Consider the following 16,625-nt stretch of genomic DNA (forward strand, 5'->3'; position numbering starts at 1 on the left):
CCATTCTTTATTTAAAGAGATATTTATCTTTCTGCATTACAATGTTTGGTGGCACATTGCGTCGTTCGAAATAAGCATAACCGGGTTGTAAATTTTTCCAGAAAGCTTTTTGTGCTGGAAACTGAACCAGGTATTTGTTGAGGTTTTGCTGGGTCATTTTAAAAGGGAAAACATGCACAGGGATTTGTAACTGTCCAGCATTTTTTGCTTCAACGGCCAATACATAAACTTCCTTTATTTTTTCATCAGTTAAAGGGATGCAACCAACGGTGACGCAATTCCCATGAATATAAATATCGCCACCAGGCTTTTCCTGCCCACTTCTTTGTGTGTCGATCTCATTTGGGTAATCTACGCCAAGAGATAAATGGAATTTGCTTTCGGGATTAAAGACATTGATGCTATAAAAACCTTCAGGTGTTTGAAGATCTCCTTCCTTTATTTTGGGTCCCAGCATACCAGAATGGGCGCAAAAATTATACGTTTTAAATAGTTTATATGTTTTTTCCTTTCCAGATTGTAACCATAACTCTAGTTTCCCTTCACTTTTGTAAGCGGCCAGGTAAAGTTTAAAAACACCCTTGATTCCTGCCTGTGTCAATTCCTTTTGCAGATTGGTCCATTTCTCAGTGTAGGCAGTCTTTACCCTTTCAAATGATAATTGTTTAGTTTTAAATTCCGATTGAGCAAAGGCCGGTGAGGTAATGCTGAATAATAAAATGAGCTTTAAGTAGGTTTTCATATTTAACAAGCGTTTTGTAAAACAAACTTAGATAAAATGCTTAGCAGTTTATTTTAAAATTTAGCATCTTTATCCAAATACTTATGAGCGATTCTTTTAACCTATATACCTTTTTGTCTCTGTTTGTCTGCCTGCTTATAGGTGTGTTTTTTGCCTGGCTATTGTATGGCAAAACAAAAGATCTGGATAAAAGGTTGCGTTATGGTTTGGCTGCTGCTCGTGCCGTTGTTGTAACAGCAATTGGATTTTTGCTATGTTTTCCATTGATCAGGAGTGTTTCTTATAACCCCGAGAAACCTATCATTGTTATTGGGCAGGATAATTCCCTTTCTGTAGGGAATATTACGCCTGTGGGCTTTAATAAGCCGCTGTACGAACAACAAATGCAGCGCCTTGCAAAACAATTGTCTGAACAGTTTGAGGTAAGGATTTATAACTTTAGCGATAGTGTTAAAACAGGCTTCGATTTTTCTAATACAGGCAAGTTAAGTAATGCTGCACAGCTGATCACGAAATTGAACGACGAATACCTGAATAGGAATATTGGTGCAGTTATTTTAGCTTCGGATGGAATTTTTAATCGTGGTGGTAGTCCGCTTTATGAGCTGAATAAATTAAAAGCTCCGGTTTACACGATTGCGCTTGGAGACACTGTTCCCAAAAGGGATCTACTAATCGCCAATATCAATCATAATAGTCTGGTTTATCGGGATAATGATTTTACAATTGAGGTGCAAGCACAAGCTTTTGAAACGAAGGGGGCTGAAAGCCAGCTTTCGGTGAGCACAAATGGAAAAAAGGTTTATGAAGAGCGCTTGTCGGTTACCTCAGATGCCTTTGTCAAAAATATTCCTGTAAAACTAAAAGCAACAGGGGTAGGTTTGCAGAAATATACTGTGCAGCTGAGTCCTGTACAGCACGAGATTTCTGAAAAGAACAATGTTCAGCATATTTTTATTGATGTTATCGATGCAAAACAAAAGGTGCTTATCGCTGCTGCTGGGCCACATCCTGATATTACAGCATTAAGACAGGCCATTTCGCTTCAAAAGAATTTCGAGGTAAAGGTTGCCTTAGCAGAAGAGTTGAATGCTTTGCGGCCTGAGGATTATGGACTGGTTATCTTATATCAGTTACCTTCGATGGGGTATGATGCCTCCGCGTTTATCAATAAATTGGGTGCTGTAAATGTCGCTGTATGGCATATTTTGGGTGCCAAAAGTAATATAAATGTATTTAATCAGCTGCAAAAACAAGTTCGGTTTAGCGGAAGTAACAATACTTTGCAGGAGACATTTAGTGATGCGAACGCTGGTTTTACTGCATTTGATCTGGATAAAGCAATGGCTAAACAGATTGCAGGTTTTGATCCTTTACAGGCTCCTTTTGGTAATGTCATTGTAAACGGGAATAGTGCTGTTGTGCTAAACCAACGCATTGGAAAAATCCATACCGATTATCCGCAGTTGTTTTTTATGGTGGATAATGGCAAGAAAACTGGCTTTTTAATAGGAGAGGGATTGTGGAGATGGAAGCTTTCTGAAGCGGGAGACGCGCAGCAAGAGCCAATGGTTTTTAACAGTTTGATTTCTAAAATCGTTCAGTACCTCTCTGTTAAAGATGATAAAAGGAAATTTAAAGTATATGCTGCTAAAAATACTTTTGATGAGAATGAAAATGTATTGCTCAATGCAGTGCTGTATAATGACAGTTATGCCTCTGTAAACGCTCCTGATGTGAGCATCACCCTAAAAAATGATGCCGGTAAGGCTTTTAAATTTCTCTTCTCCAGGACTGATGCAGCTTATCAGCTAGATGCAGGAACTTTACCTGCGGGTAATTATACTTATTCGGCAACGACAGTATTGGGGAATAAAAATTATGCTGCACAAGGCATTTTTTATGTGAACGCCATGGTAGCAGAATACCAGCAAACGGTAGCCAACCATCAGCTGTTGAACACAATGTCGGCACAAACTGGCGGGAAGATGTATATGCCTCAGGATTTATTGAAGTTGGTTGATGTGATAAAGTCGAACGATCAGATCAAAACATTAAGTTATGAAGATCGTAAGTACGAAGAATTAATTAACTTTAAGTGGCTGTTTTTGCTGATTATGGCATTGCTGACTATAGAATGGTTCTTCCGTAAAAGAAACGGCGAAATTTAACAAAGAAAGCTATGCAGATCAATACCATGGAAACCATTGAAACACTGGGTACTGTCGCATTTGCGATATCAGGAACCTTTGCTGCTATGCAAAGAAGATTGGACCCATTTGGCGTACTGATCATTGCTTTTGTAACTTCTATTGGTGGTGGTACCGTTAGGGATCTTTTGGTGGGGGATACGCCGGTTGCCTGGATGCGGGATGTGAATTATTGTTTGCTGATTTTATTAACCAGCCTTGCGGCCATCTTCTTTAAAACGCACATTAAAAAGTTTAAAGTAACATTGTTCCTTTTCGACTCATTGGGCTTAGGCTTGTTTACGATGCTGGGTATTCAAAAAGGAATTACATTTGGACTAAGTCCCGGTATTTGTGTAGCGCTTGGGACCATTACCGGATGTTTTGGCGGGGTGATCAGAGATACCTTATTAAATACTATTCCGGTAATTTTTCACAAAGAAATATATGCTACGGCCTGTATTTTAGGAGGTGTCTTGTTTTTTCTATTAAAGTATTTTAAGGTTACGGATGGTGCATCTACAATTATTGTAATTGCCTTTATATTTATATTAAGGGTAATTGTAGTTCGCTTTAAGCTTGCCCTGCCTAAGTTTGGATATTAATCCTTAGGTGCTTCTTTAATGATTACAAAGACATCTTCATTGTCTTTTTTCATAAAGTATTTCTCACGCGCAAATTTCTCAGCGGTGTTTAAATTGGTATTTAGCTCGTTTAAGTCTTTTTTTACTTGCGAAATCTCTTTAACATAAAAGTCCTTCTCTTCCTGAAGCTTGTTTACCTCAGATTTGAACTCATATTGAGAGATCATATCATTTCTGTCGAAAAACAACATCCATACTATAAAAGCTGCTACAGACAGGAAGTATTTGTTGCGGACAAGTTCTAATATGCGATTCATGATGTACAAATATAAATAAAAATAACAATTCTGCATGAACTGTAATTTCGTTTTAAAGAAAGCTTGAAAATATTTTTTCTAAATCATTGGTAAAAAAGAAAACTATTTGGCACTTGTAGTTATAAACTCAACAAGATTGCTGAACATGGATTACTCATTATATAAAATTGAAGACTTTTTAACAGATGAAAGCTTTATCAAATACTGTTTGCGGGAAGATGCTGAGGTCCTATCGTACTGGGAAGAAGTCATCCATCAACATCCAGAATTGTCGGATACGATAAATAAAGCAGAATCTCTTTTCCTAATTTTTGCCTTAAAAGTTGATCCAGCGGAAAAGCAAAAAGAGCTGGAAAAACTAAAACTGGTTATTGAAAACGATGAATACATCGATATTTCAGTGACAGAAATTCCTCAAAGGATCGTTCCTTTTAAAAAGTATGCGTGGCTTTCGGCTGCGGCAGCCATACTAATTTGTATAGGTACGTATTTCCTATTGAACAGAACGGATTACAGCACGCAAGTTCCTGTATATACCCAAACCAGTAAAAGTGAAGCCGTAAAGACCAAGTTTAATGAGCGCAGAACGGTAAAGCTGCCGGATGGGAGTACTGTGCTCCTGAATGGACTTACTGAATTGAAGATCGATCAGGATTATAACAAGAATAACCGTGTTTTATGGCTGTCAGGAGAGGCCTATTTTACAGTAGCTAAAAATAAAGATAAGCCCTTTATTGTGATCTCTGGTAAAACGGCGACTACCGCTCTTGGTACCTCATTTAAAATTAATAACTACAGCAGAATTGCAGAAACATCGGTGATGTTGACTAAAGGTAAGGTTAATGTAGGGACTGTTAGTGGAACACGGGTGATCAATCATTTGCAATTGATACCTGGCGAACAAGTTAATATTGATGATGCACAGCAACAATTCAAAAAATCAAAATTTGCGATCAGCGAGGTGGAAGACTGGACCAACCGTAGACTTGTGTTCTCTATGGCCTCATTAAAAGAGATCAAAACTGTCCTTAAGAATACTTATGGTGTAGAGATCAACACCACAAACCAACCTAGAAAAACTATCGCATTTACCGGTCAATTTAGTAACGAGAGCCTTACGGAGGTTTTGGATGCCATAGGGTTCTCTAATCATTTTACTTACAGCATAAAAGACGACATCGTGAAACTTGAATTTGAAAAATAAACTCAACTAAAATAAATCACTAACCAAACAAACTGATATGAAAAGAAGCTTACCAACTTACTATTTCTTTTACGGATTGCTATGCAAAGCATGTTTATGCTTTGTACTGATCATTTCCTTGTCCGGTTTTGCTCAGTCTAAAGAAAAACTATATTCGTTTAAATGGAAAAATGCAACCATATTAAATGCATTTAAGCAAATTGAAAATGAAGCAAAGGTTCATTTTTCATATAATCCGTTAGACCTAAATCTAAATAAGCGGATCGACCTTAATGTTGAGAAGGCGAAAATAGATGAAGTGTTAAATGCCATCTCCAAGCAAGTTAGCATCAAGTACCAGATCAATGGGAATACCATTATGATCCAGTCGTTTACTCCGCCAATTGTTGTGGTTGAATTTACGCTAACAGGTAAAGTTACAGATGAAAAGAAGGCGGGGATTCCAGGAGTAACTGTAATTAATGTCACTAAAAATAAGACAGTCGCCACAAATGCACAGGGCAATTTCTCGATACCAGCAGATAAAGGGGATGTGATCAGGTTTAGAATGATGGGATTTCAGCAAGCAGGTATCGTGGTGAGTGATCAGCAAAAAAATGTAACCATAGTTTTGAAAGAAGAGTCGCTTGATCTTGAGGGAACTGTAGTTACCGCATTGGGTATTAAAAGGGAGCAAAGATCTTTAGGTTATTCTGTATCTGAAGTAGATGGAGAGGGACTAAAAAAAGCAAGAGAAACAAATGTCATAAACTCTTTGGCAGGTAAGGTAGCGGGGCTTATTATCAATAGTACCGCAGGTGGACCGGCGGGTTCTTCAAGAGTAATTATTAGGGGAAATACCACTGTAACAGGAAACAATCAACCTTTATATGTAGTGGATGGTGTTCCGATAGATAACTCTAATTATGGTGGCACTGGGTCTGAAATGTATGCGCAAGGGTATGATTTTGGAGATGCAATTTCTGCCATAAACCCGGATGACATAGATAAGATCAGTGTATTGAAAGGCCCGTCAGCATCAGCTTTGTATGGGGCAAGAGCCGCTAACGGAGTTATACTCATCACCACTAAAAGAGGTAAAGCCAATTCAGATCTGGGAATAGAAGTAAATAGCACTGCATCTTTTGAGAATCAGTTAACCTCTTTTGATGGGTATCAGTATTTATATGGTCAGGGACGTAAGCAGACCATTAATGCTACAGCAGCAGAGGCGAGAACATCAATGTTTAATAATTTTGGTGCCAGGTTAGATCCTGATTTAATGGTGATATCTTATGATGATGTTTATCGACCGTATCAAAAGATTGAGGATAACATTGGTGGTTTTTTTAGAACAGGAACAACATTTACAAATAATGTTTCTTTTAGCAATGCAAATGAAAAATCCTCTATTCGGTTTTCTGCAACGGATCTAAGAAACAATGACATCATTCCTGAAAGTGGCATAAGAAGAAATAGTTTTACTTTTAATGGCACTTCAAAATTTGGGTCTAAGGTAACACTTGAAGCGAGAGCCTTTTATATGGATGAACATGTAGATAATCGCCCGGCTCTTGCGGATGATCCTGGAAATATTGGAAATGCATTTATAGGATTAGCAAATAATGTAGATCAGGCATGGTTCGCCAATAAATATAAAAATACTGATGGCTCATATATAGATTGGGGAGGCGGCCAATACCGTTTAAATCCTTATTGGGTTATCAATGAGATGAAGAATACAACGGGTAAAAATCGTTTTTTGGGCGCTGTGCAACTCAATTATAACATTACAAACTGGTTAAGTCTGCAGGGTAGAGGATCAACGGATCTTACCTATATAAATTTTGAGAAATTTACGCCTAGAACAACCCCAGGCTTTGTAACTGGAGCTTTAGATCAGATCAACAGAAAACACGTTACAACAGAAGCAGATGTGTTGCTTACCGCACAAAAGCAAGTCACCCCTTCGCTCTATCTCGCCGCTCGTATAGGAGGAAGTATCTCTAGAGTACATAACAAGGCAGATTTTATGCTGTTCACTAACCTTAACGTTCCTGATGCAATCACTCCGACAAGCTTTAGCGATAAGAGCATTACTCCTGTACCTTATTCAAAAGAATTAAATTCTGTTTATGGATTGCTTAGCGTAGGCTATAAAGGCTACTTATATTTAGATGCAACAGTTAGAAATGATGCTTACTCAACATTAAACAAAGATTATGTTTATCCATCCTTATCTTCAAGCTTTGTCTTTTCTGATGCCTTTAAATTGAGTAATAAGGTACTAACCATGGGTAAAATAAGGGCTGCGATATCAGAAGTAGCGAGCGATACAGATCCCTACTTACTAGATCTGTACTATTCTGTAAATCCGTTGTCTTTTAATGGATTATCATATGGGGGGTTAAACACATCAAGAATGCCAAATGCGGACCTACTGCCTACACGTACCCGTTCATGGGAGGTCGGTACAGAGCTGAAATTTTTTAAGAATAGAATAGGCCTGGATGTTACTTATTACAACCAAAAGTCAAGAGATCAGATCAATAATGTTCCAAGTCCTTTATCATCGGGTTTCCCTACCCGGATGATCAATGCTGGAGTAGTTTTAAATAGGGGAGTGGAGGTTTTACTTACCGCAAGTCCTGTTGCGAAAAAGGATTTTAGATGGGATGTGAGTTTCAATTTTGCAAGGAATGTAAATAAAGTTGAGTCTCTGGCAGAAGGAGTGCCATTTTTAACTTTATCTGAAGCAAGATGGATGGGCGTTGCTGTAATCGCAAAACCCGGACAAAACTATGGGTCGATCTTGTCATTTGATTACCAAAAGGACCCTGCTGGTAATGTAATACTAGATCCCGTAACCCTTTTGCCATTGCAGAGCGATGAAAGACAGGTGGTTGGTAAAGGGATATACGATTGGACAGGGGGTTTTAGTAATGCTATCTATTTCAAGAACTTTAGTTTTAGTGCACTTATTGATGTGAAGTATGGATCTGATCTGTTTTCAATGACTAATCTTTCTGCCGCCAGTCGTGGTAGTTTAAATACCACGCTAGCTGGTCGTGCAGAGTGGATCGCATCTGAAGAAGACAGACAAGCGCAAGGGTATACTGCTGATCAGTGGAAGGATATGGGGAAAGTTAGGGGCTTGGTTCCTGAGGGTGTTGTGAAAGACGGAGCGGGTAATTTTGTTAAAAACACAAAAGCCGTTGATCCATCTGTTTACTGGCCTCAGATTGTGGCAAGCGGAGGAGTAGCAAGACCATATATTTACGATGGTACTTATGTAAAACTGCGTGAAATCACAATTGGATACACCATTCCTGAGAAAATCTCAGCAAAGTGGGGTGTTAGAAATATACAAATCGCATTGGTGAGTCGTAATCCATTTATTCTTTATAGTGATGTTCCAAATGTGGATCCGGATTCCAATTATAACAATGGAAACGGACAGGGTCTGGAATATGGTTCCTTGCCAACAAGACGCAGCTGGGGCTTTAATTTAAACTTTAAGTTTTAAGAGATTCATTAAGAGAGAAACATGAAAACGAATTTAAAAAAATATGCATTCTTACTTGGTATACTGGTACTAATGCTCAATTCTTGTAAGAAATTTGGGGATGTAAATATTGACCCCACAAGATCAAGTAATCTTGATCCTTCCTTGCAGTTGACAAACGTTCAATTGCGCTTTTCTGGAGATTTGGAGGTAAATGAAAAATTTGGGCTTGTATTTACGATGCCCCTGGTGCAACAAATTGGAGGAATCTGGTTGAATAGAAATGGACAGTTTTATATCTACGATAGAAACTATCTTTCTTCCCTATGGAATAATACTTACGATGATGATATTGTAAATATTGTTGACGCGGTTACCAGAACGAATAATGATCCATTAAAAACGAATTTGAATGCCGTTTGTCGCATCATGAAGGTATATGAATTTGCGAGAATGACGGATGTGTATGGAGATATTCCATATTTTGAAGCGGGAAAAGCATTTACAAACGGGATTATACAACCAAAATTTGATAGGCAGGAAGATATTTACAACGACTTTTTCAAGGAGCTTACAGCAGCTTCGAATCAACTTGATGCGGCTAAAGATGCTGTAAAAGGAGATTTGTTTTATAATGGTGGGATTGTTGCCTGGAAAAAATTTGCGAACTCTTTGCGGTTAAGGTATGCCATGCGCCTGGTAAAGATTAACCCTGTAAAAGCAAAAGCAGAAGCGCTGGCAGCGTATACAGCTGGTGTGTTTACAAGTAATGCGGACATGTGTAAAATCGTTCATCAGGATGTACAAAATGGGTATAACGATATCAGGGGAAATGGGGTGTCGGCTGCCTTTTGCCAGGCCGAAGTGATCCCTAGGTTGCAGGATCCTTTTATTAATCAATTGAATGGCACCAACGACCCTCGTCTTAAACATATTGCGAGATACTACATTGACATTATGAACAGGCCTTTTGACCGGATAGACATCACCGACCCCGTAAAGGCGGTGAATGGATATAAAGGAGTTGCTGCAAACGAATATGTCTGGGACGGCTGGATAGATCCAATTACCATAAATATACCAGGAGTAGGGCCAAAAGAGGTTGTTAACAACGATCAAAAAGCACAACTTGCTAATTTTCTTATTCGTAATAATGCCCCTTTCCTACACCAGACTTATGCAGAGGTAGAATTTCTTCTTGCCGAAGCTACGGTGAGATGGGGCGTGCTTTTTGGAGGGGCTGCTGCTGAGCATTATGCAAAAGGGATTGAGGGCGCAATGGTTCAATTGAGTCTTTTTCCGGGCGGACCGACTATCAGTTCAACAGAAATCAATGCTTTTATAACCAGTAATAGTCTACTTCCGGGACGGGAAATTGAGCTGATCAATACACAGCTTTGGATAGCATTACTTTTAAACGGCCCAGAAGCTTATGCAAACTGGAGAAGGACAGGTTTCCCCGTTTTAGCTTCATCACTCAATGGTGAGTCATCAGTTTTGATTACGCCAAGAAGGTTTGAATATCCAATTTTTGAATTGGAACAAAATGCAGTAAATGCTGCTGCTGCGATAGCAGCTATTGGTCCCGGTGGTAATACCTGGGCCAATAGAGTTTGGTGGGATAAACCATAATTTTTAAACTAATGAAAAATTCAAAGATATTTATACAGGTCATCTGTTTGGTTATCGCACTTACTTCTTGTGCTAAATCAAAGGCATTAGCGCCAGATATTCCCGACAAAAAGGAGGGTAAGGCTTTTTTTGTTGTTGGTTACCTATTTGGGCATGGTAATCTGGATACAGAATCGGCAAAGCTTGATTTTACTAAGATTACACATCTAAATATTGCGTTCCTAAATCCGGATGCTCAGGGGGTAATTGCCCCCTCAACCGGGCTGGCCGCGGCTATAACCAGGGCTCATGAAAATAAAGTAAAGGTGTTGTTTTCTTTTGGTGGAGGAAATGCTCCGGTACATTTAAAAGAACTGATAAAGCCTGGTAAACGGACAGAGCTGATTAAGGAACTGGTTAAATTGACAAATACCTACAATTTTGATGGGGTAGATGTTGATCTGGAAGGGGATTTTATCGACCTAAATTATGAAGACTTAATTGTTGAGCTTTCCAATGCCTTGAAGCCACATAAAAAATTGTTAACAGCAGCTGTTGCAACCTGGAACGGGAGTGCGATATCAGATAAAGCATTGGCTTTGTTTGATCTGGTCAACATTATGTCCTATGATCAAACGGGACCATGGGGTAAAGACCGACCAGGGCCACATTCAACTTATGAAGCTGCTGAAACTGATTTTTCATATTGGAATAAATCGAGAGCAGTACCCGCGAGTAAACTTACACTAGGGCTTCCTTTTTATGGCTATGGCTTTGGCCCTGCTATTCAGGAAAGTTATACTTACGGTGATATTGTAAAAGGTTTCCGTGGTGCCGAGTTGGTTGATTTTGTTGTGGTGCCAAATCAGGGAACAATCTATTATAATGGATTGCCTACCATAAAGAAAAAGGTCGACTTTGCTTTAAAGAAACAGGCGGGAGGAGTAATGATCTGGCAATTGCTGGGCGACGCAACGGGTGATAAATCACTTTTGACTGCTATAAATACCTCAATCCGTTAAGCATAATTAAGAGAAAACTTAAAGATATTCAAATGAAAAAAATAATATACCTTATATTCCCCTTGCTGGTATTTATGCTTGGGTGTAAAAAAGATAAAGTTGAATCTGCAGGAGATTTTCATCCCCGGATTTTTGACGGAGGGCTTGTGTTTCAATCACCTTCAAGAATTATAAAGGAAGGTGAGTCTGCAGTCTATAACAGATTGCAGTATTCGCCAGCACCGGGAGCTAAAATGAAAGTAAGCTGGAAAGTAGATGGAAAAGAGGTGTCTACAGATACTGCTTTCACCTTTACGCCAACTGCAGGTGGAGAGTATGTAATTAAACTGGAAGCCACATTTAATGGACAAACTGCAACGCGCTTATCTAAAGTTTTGGTGTCTCCCACAACGTATACGCCAAAACCTAGTCCTTTTGTGAATATGTCTTACCTCTCAGACGGCGGGGTTGCAGCAAATGTGAATTGGGTAAATGTTACTCATGTAGCTTTTAATGGTGCAAGAGTACTCCCAGAAGGGGGTGTTGATTTCTCCAAAGGGAATCAAAATCAGAATTTGGATGAAATTGTAGCTAGAGGGCACATTGCTGGTGTACCTGTTTTATTGGGCGTTTCGGGAAGATTATCCGGCGTAGATGGATGGTCATTATATGCGAGCTCCGATTTTGGCTCGGTGATTACTGATGTTGCCAAAAGAGCTCAGTTGGTTCAAACATTGGTAACGTATGTTGCAGATAGAAGATTAGATGGTATAGATGTCATGATGACAGATTTAGGTGGTGGGGATGTCTCTGCAAGTCTTGCAGCAGTTGGTCCATTTGTTTCTGAATTAAAAGCTGCATTGCCAGCGGGCAAGCTTGTTACTGCTACTGTAACGGTGAATTACTTACATTGGGACTATACCGATCTTTCGAAAGTGGACTGGGTTAATGTCCATGCTTTTGAAGATGGTAATCACGTGGGCCCAGGTGCTACCCTAGGGCAGCAATCTTCTCTTAATTGGATGATTTCTGGAGCAGGGATATGGCGTAATAAAGGTTTTGCGGCAAACAAAATTGTTCTAGGTATGCCTGCCTTTGGTTTAAGGTATCTTGAATTGGATGGAAATGGTAATAATCTTAGTTGGGGATCTTATAACTACTTGCCATTTAAGGATATCTTAAAGGCTGATCCTACTGCTGTCCAAAAGGAATTTACGGGAGCAATAGCAAAGGGGGTGTATTTTAATGGGATTCCGGTGGTTACACAAAAGGCCAATTACATCAAACAAAATGGCTTTAAAGGAGCATACCTTTGGGCAGGTGATTATGATGGAGAGGGTGACAATTCATTAATGAAAGCCATAAGCCAGATCCTTAAATGACAGTGGCCGCAGTTATTACATTGCCTAGGTTAGTCTCCATAGATGCGTTTAGGGCGGTGATTATGATCTTAATGATCTTTGTGAATGACCTTTGGACATTGATTGATATTCCAAAATGGCTGGACCATGTTTCCGCAGATGCGGATGGTATGGGACTGGCGGATATCGTATTTCCGGCATTTTTGTTTATCGTAGGCCTTTCAGTGCCCTATGCCATTCAAAATCGAAGAAAAAAAGGTGATACAACGTCAAAAATCTTTTTTCATATCTTATCAAGGTCCGTAGCATTATTGGTTATGGGGCTGTTTTTGGTCAATGCTGAGAATTATGCTGAAAGTGCCATCTTGCCCAAAGGGATCTGGACAATACTATTAATTGGTGCTTTCTTTCTGATATGGATGGCCTATAAAAATCCAGAATCACAAATGGTAAAACTATTAAAGATAATAGGGATCTTACTGCTGGTTATATTGGCGATGCTCTATAAAACAAATAGGGGCAGTGGGTTGGCCGCGATGGGTATCCACTGGTGGGGTATTCTTGGCTTGATTGGTTGGGCCTATTTGATAGCTTCCTGTATTTATCTTTTCTCGGGAGGAAAACCGATAATTCAGGTTGCAGCATTCCTATTCTTTATGCTTTTTAGCTGTGGCTACTTTTTAGGATGGCTTGCTCCGATTGAGAAGATAAAGGATTATGTATGGATTGTTGGCGATGGGGCTATGCCCGCATTGAGTATGGCTGGCATCATAGCTTCAATTACTTACAAAAAACTTACTTCGGCAAATAAAAAGTTCTGGTTGATCATGGTCTTGTTTGCTGTTGGCCTTATGGTATTTGGTCTGGTTACCCGTCCCATTTGGGGGATTTCTAAAATTAAGGCAACTCCATCGTGGACAGCAATTTGTTCCGGTATAAGTGTCATTGGATTTTTAATGTTTGTATACATTACTGATTTAAAGAAGATGGTAACCTGGTATAAGTATATTAAACCTGCTGGAACAAGTACATTAACCTGTTATTTGTTGCCATATATTCATTATGCATTGATTGGTTTATTGGGCCTTGCACAGTTGCCTGAAATCATGAGAACTGGTGTGCCCGGTCTATTCAAATCACTTATTTATGCATTGATTATTGTCAGTATTACAGGACTACTGGAGAAAAGAAATATTCGATTGAAAATTTAGTCCAAATTGATCATTATCCAAATAAAAAGAAGTGTTTCGCGCAAAACGTTAACTGCATTATGAAGGGTGTTATAAACCGTTCTTTCTGTTAAAAGCGTTTTGTGCGAAATCTCTTTAAAAGACAGACACTCAAAGTATCGCATTTGAATGATCTCCTTCTGGCGGGGACTAAGGGTGGCTAGTGCGTGTGTTAAACGTTTTTTAAGGTGTTCATCCTCTTGGCTTGCGATTAAAATCTCTTCGTAAGAACTAACTGAGATATAATGTTCCGCAATTTCTTCAGTGTTTATGTCTACCAAGCCTTCCTTATTGATCTGTTTTTGATGAGTTTTATAGATGATCCGTTTATAAATGGTAAAGACATATTGCTGGATGTTTTCTACCTCAGCAAGTTTCTCTCTGATTTTCCATAACTCAATAAAAAGGTTCTGGATACTTTCCTTAATCAATTCATGATTTCTGTATAAAGACATCCCAAATCGATACAAGTCGTCGTAGAAGAGAGAAAAACAAGCGTATAGACCTTGTTTTTCACCCTCTATCAGGAGTTTCCAATTTTTTATGATACCCTGATGGTTATAGTTCATATGCTATGACTTGTGAGCGGGTAGAGCTTGCATTGAACTAAAGTAGGAAAAAATATTAAATAAATACTGGACATAAAAAAAGAGCCTGATCATGACTGAAACAGGCTCTCCTTTAGCGTATTGTTTTTAAACTACTTTATTGCGTATTTAAAGTCTTTGCCAATAAATCTGGCAGCAGAACCCAATTCTTCTTCAATACGTAACAACTGATTGTATTTTGCAATCCTGTCAGAACGTGAAGCTGAACCTGTTTTAATTTGACCACAGTTTAATGCTACGGCTAAATCAGCGATGGTAACATCTTCAGTTTCACCCGAACGGTGAGACATTACCGAAGTATAACCATTGGTTTGTGCTAAAGAAACTGCATTGATTGTCTCTGTTAAAGAACCGATTTGGTTTACTTTTACAAGGATAGAGTTTGCAGTGTCGGTATCGATACCAGTTTGTAATCTTTTAACATTTGTTACAAATAAATCATCACCTACTAACTGAACGCGGTCACCGATTTTCTCAGTTAACAATTTCCAGCCAGCCCAGTCATCTTCGCCCATTCCATCCTCAATAGAGATGATAGGATATTTTTCAGTTAAAGATGCAAGATATTCAGCTTGTTCAGCACTTGTGCGAATCGCTCCTTTATCACCTTCAAATTTAGTGTAATCGTATTTTCCGTCTTTGTAAAACTCAGAAGCAGCACAGTCAAATGCTAAGGCAATTTGTTTACCTGGTGTATAACCAGCTTTTTCAATCGCTTGCATAATGGTTTCTACAGCATCTTCAGTACCTTCAAAAGTTGGCGCAAAGCCACCTTCATCACCTACAGCAGTAGAAAGACCTCTACTGTGTAAAATTGCTTTTAAGTTATGGAATACTTCAGTTCCCCATCTCAATGCTTCAGAGAAAGAAGCAGCACCAACAGGCATGATCATGAATTCCTGGAAAGCAATAGGAGCATCAGAGTGAGAACCACCATTTACGATGTTCATCATTGGAATAGGCAATGTGTTTGCATTAACACCACCAATGTAACGGTATAAAGGCTGACGGCTTTCTTGTGCAGCAGCTTTAGCTACAGCTAAAGAAACACCTAAAATAGCATTGGCACCTAATTTACCCTTGTTTTCAGTTCCGTCTAATTTGATTAGTAAGTTATCGATTGCAACTTGCTCAAATACATCCACACCTCTTAATTCGGTAGCAATTATATCATTAACATTGGCAACAGCTTTTAATACGCCTTTACCCATGTATACAGCCTTGTCATTGTCGCGAAGCTCAACTGCTTCATGAATACCTGTTGAGGCACCTGACGGCACTGCTGCACGACCAAGAACACCATTTTCTGTCATTACGTCTACTTCAATTGTAGGATTGCCACGGGAGTCAAGTATTTGCCGTGCATGAACATCGATTATTAAACTCATTTTAGTTGGTTTTTATTAGTAAATCTGCCTTAGTGTAAAAAGTACAATTACTAAGACAATATCCAAAGTTATAATAAATTTTAAATTATCAGCAAAAAAGGCCGTAATTACTTACGGCCCTTTATTTTAATGTTTTTATGAAGGTTTATCTGCCTTCTGGTGGAGAAGCAAAGCAGGTTTTATAAACGATACCAGCTAAAATTGCACCTGCAATTGGGGCAAGCCAGAATAACCAAAGCTGTCCCAAGGCGTCACTACCAGCAAATAATGCTTGACTGGTACTCCTGGCAGGATTTACTGAAGTATTGGTTACTGGGATGCTAATCAAGTGGATTAAGGTTAAGCATAAGCCTATTGCTAATCCTGCAAAGCCGTTTGGTGCTTTGCTATCGGTAGCGCCAAGTATAACCAGTAAAAAGATAAAGGTCATTACGATTTCGCAAACCATGGCTGCCCCCAGACTGTATTTGCCTGGCGAAAGATCACCATAACCATTGCTGGCAAAGCTGCCAATTGAGCTCCCATTGCCGGTCGCAATGAGGTACAGAACACCTGCGGCGGCTATACCCCCAAAAACCTGTGCTACGATATAGCTAATAAGGTCTTTGCCATCTAAACGGCCGGCAACCCAACAACCAACAGACACGGCGGGGTTTAAATGTGCACCAGAAATGTGTCCTATCGCATAAGCCATAGTGACTACAGTTAGTCCAAATGCAAGGGCAACGCCTAAAAAGCCGATCCCGGCACTTGGGTAATTACAGGCTAAAACGGCGCTTCCGCAACCGCCTAATACCAACCAAAATGTTCCAATAAATTCTGCGGCAAATTTTTTCATATGTAGTTTGTTTTCAAGGTGTTTGTTTACAATGAAATTAACTACAAATATTTAATATTCCAATAGGGA

General features: G+C 39.2%; 13 protein-coding genes. 8 read left to right on the forward strand and 5 right to left on the reverse strand.

Annotated elements, in window-relative coordinates; all coding sequences use genetic code 11:
- Positions 1-7: 7 nt before the first annotated feature.
- Positions 8-742 (reverse strand): L,D-transpeptidase family protein, encoded by a 735-nt coding sequence (locus FBD94_RS11710; RefSeq protein WP_136880313.1) that lies wholly within the window; start codon positions 740-742, stop codon positions 8-10.
- Between the two features lie 83 nt (positions 743-825).
- Between FBD94_RS11710 and FBD94_RS11715 the strand changes: the two genes are divergently transcribed.
- Positions 826-2,913 (forward strand): vWA domain-containing protein, encoded by a 2,088-nt coding sequence (locus FBD94_RS11715; protein ID WP_136880314.1) that lies wholly within the window; start codon positions 826-828, stop codon positions 2,911-2,913.
- 11 nt (positions 2,914-2,924) lie between these two features.
- Complete coding sequence (locus tag FBD94_RS11720) at positions 2,925-3,536, forward strand: trimeric intracellular cation channel family protein (RefSeq protein WP_131611799.1); 612 nt, start codon at positions 2,925-2,927, stop codon at positions 3,534-3,536.
- Here FBD94_RS11720 and FBD94_RS11725 read toward each other — a convergent pair.
- Complete coding sequence (locus tag FBD94_RS11725; protein WP_090784879.1) at positions 3,533-3,832, reverse strand: FtsB family cell division protein; 300 nt, start codon at positions 3,830-3,832, stop codon at positions 3,533-3,535. The two genes, FBD94_RS11720 and FBD94_RS11725, sit on opposite strands and share 4 nt — an antisense overlap.
- Positions 3,833-3,977: 145 nt before the next feature.
- Here FBD94_RS11725 and FBD94_RS11730 point away from each other — a divergent pair, with 145 nt between their 5' ends.
- From FBD94_RS11730 to FBD94_RS11755, 6 genes are read left to right on the forward strand one after another with little or no spacing between them, the layout of a single operon-like run.
- Positions 3,978-5,036: a FecR family protein gene (locus FBD94_RS11730; RefSeq protein ID WP_136880315.1), complete on the forward strand. Its 1,059-nt coding sequence runs from the start codon at positions 3,978-3,980 to the stop codon at positions 5,034-5,036.
- A 37-nt stretch (positions 5,037-5,073) separates the two neighbouring features.
- A complete protein-coding gene (locus FBD94_RS11735; RefSeq protein WP_136880316.1) occupies positions 5,074-8,541 on the forward strand; it encodes a SusC/RagA family TonB-linked outer membrane protein in 3,468 nt (1,155 codons plus the stop codon).
- A 21-nt stretch (positions 8,542-8,562) separates the two neighbouring features.
- Positions 8,563-10,152 carry a SusD/RagB family nutrient-binding outer membrane lipoprotein gene (locus FBD94_RS11740; RefSeq protein WP_131611793.1) on the forward strand — a complete coding sequence of 530 codons (1,590 nt, stop codon included), beginning with the start codon at positions 8,563-8,565 and terminating at the stop codon, positions 10,150-10,152.
- 11 nt (positions 10,153-10,163) lie between these two features.
- Complete coding sequence (locus tag FBD94_RS11745; protein ID WP_136880317.1) at positions 10,164-11,153, forward strand: glycosyl hydrolase family 18 protein; 990 nt, start codon at positions 10,164-10,166, stop codon at positions 11,151-11,153.
- 32 nt (positions 11,154-11,185) lie between these two features.
- Positions 11,186-12,514, forward strand: coding sequence for a glycosyl hydrolase family 18 protein (locus tag FBD94_RS11750; protein WP_136880318.1), 1,329 nt, complete (start codon positions 11,186-11,188; stop codon positions 12,512-12,514).
- Positions 12,511-13,704 carry a DUF5009 domain-containing protein gene (locus tag FBD94_RS11755; RefSeq protein WP_136880319.1) on the forward strand — a complete coding sequence of 398 codons (1,194 nt, stop codon included), beginning with the start codon at positions 12,511-12,513 and terminating at the stop codon, positions 13,702-13,704. Before FBD94_RS11750 ends, FBD94_RS11755 begins: the two co-directional genes overlap by 4 nt.
- On the opposite strand, the gene FBD94_RS11760 is transcribed toward FBD94_RS11755, so the two are convergent.
- The 3 genes from FBD94_RS11760 to aqpZ form a co-directional block, all read right to left on the reverse strand.
- On the reverse strand, positions 13,701-14,291 hold the full coding sequence (locus FBD94_RS11760; RefSeq protein ID WP_136880320.1) for an RNA polymerase sigma factor: 591 nt from the start codon (positions 14,289-14,291) through the stop codon (positions 13,701-13,703). The genes FBD94_RS11755 and FBD94_RS11760 overlap by 4 nt on opposite strands.
- Before the next feature lie 131 nt (positions 14,292-14,422).
- Positions 14,423-15,718: a phosphopyruvate hydratase gene (eno, locus tag FBD94_RS11765; RefSeq protein ID WP_136880321.1), complete on the reverse strand. Its 1,296-nt coding sequence runs from the start codon at positions 15,716-15,718 to the stop codon at positions 14,423-14,425.
- A 145-nt stretch (positions 15,719-15,863) separates the two neighbouring features.
- Positions 15,864-16,556 carry an aquaporin Z gene (gene aqpZ / locus FBD94_RS11770; protein ID WP_136880322.1) on the reverse strand — a complete coding sequence of 231 codons (693 nt, stop codon included), beginning with the start codon at positions 16,554-16,556 and terminating at the stop codon, positions 15,864-15,866.
- Positions 16,557-16,625: the final 69 nt, after the last annotated feature.

The sequence above is a fragment of the Pedobacter hiemivivus genome (assembly GCF_005144565.1).
GTDB classification, from domain to species: Bacteria; Bacteroidota; Bacteroidia; order Sphingobacteriales; family Sphingobacteriaceae; genus Pedobacter; species Pedobacter hiemivivus.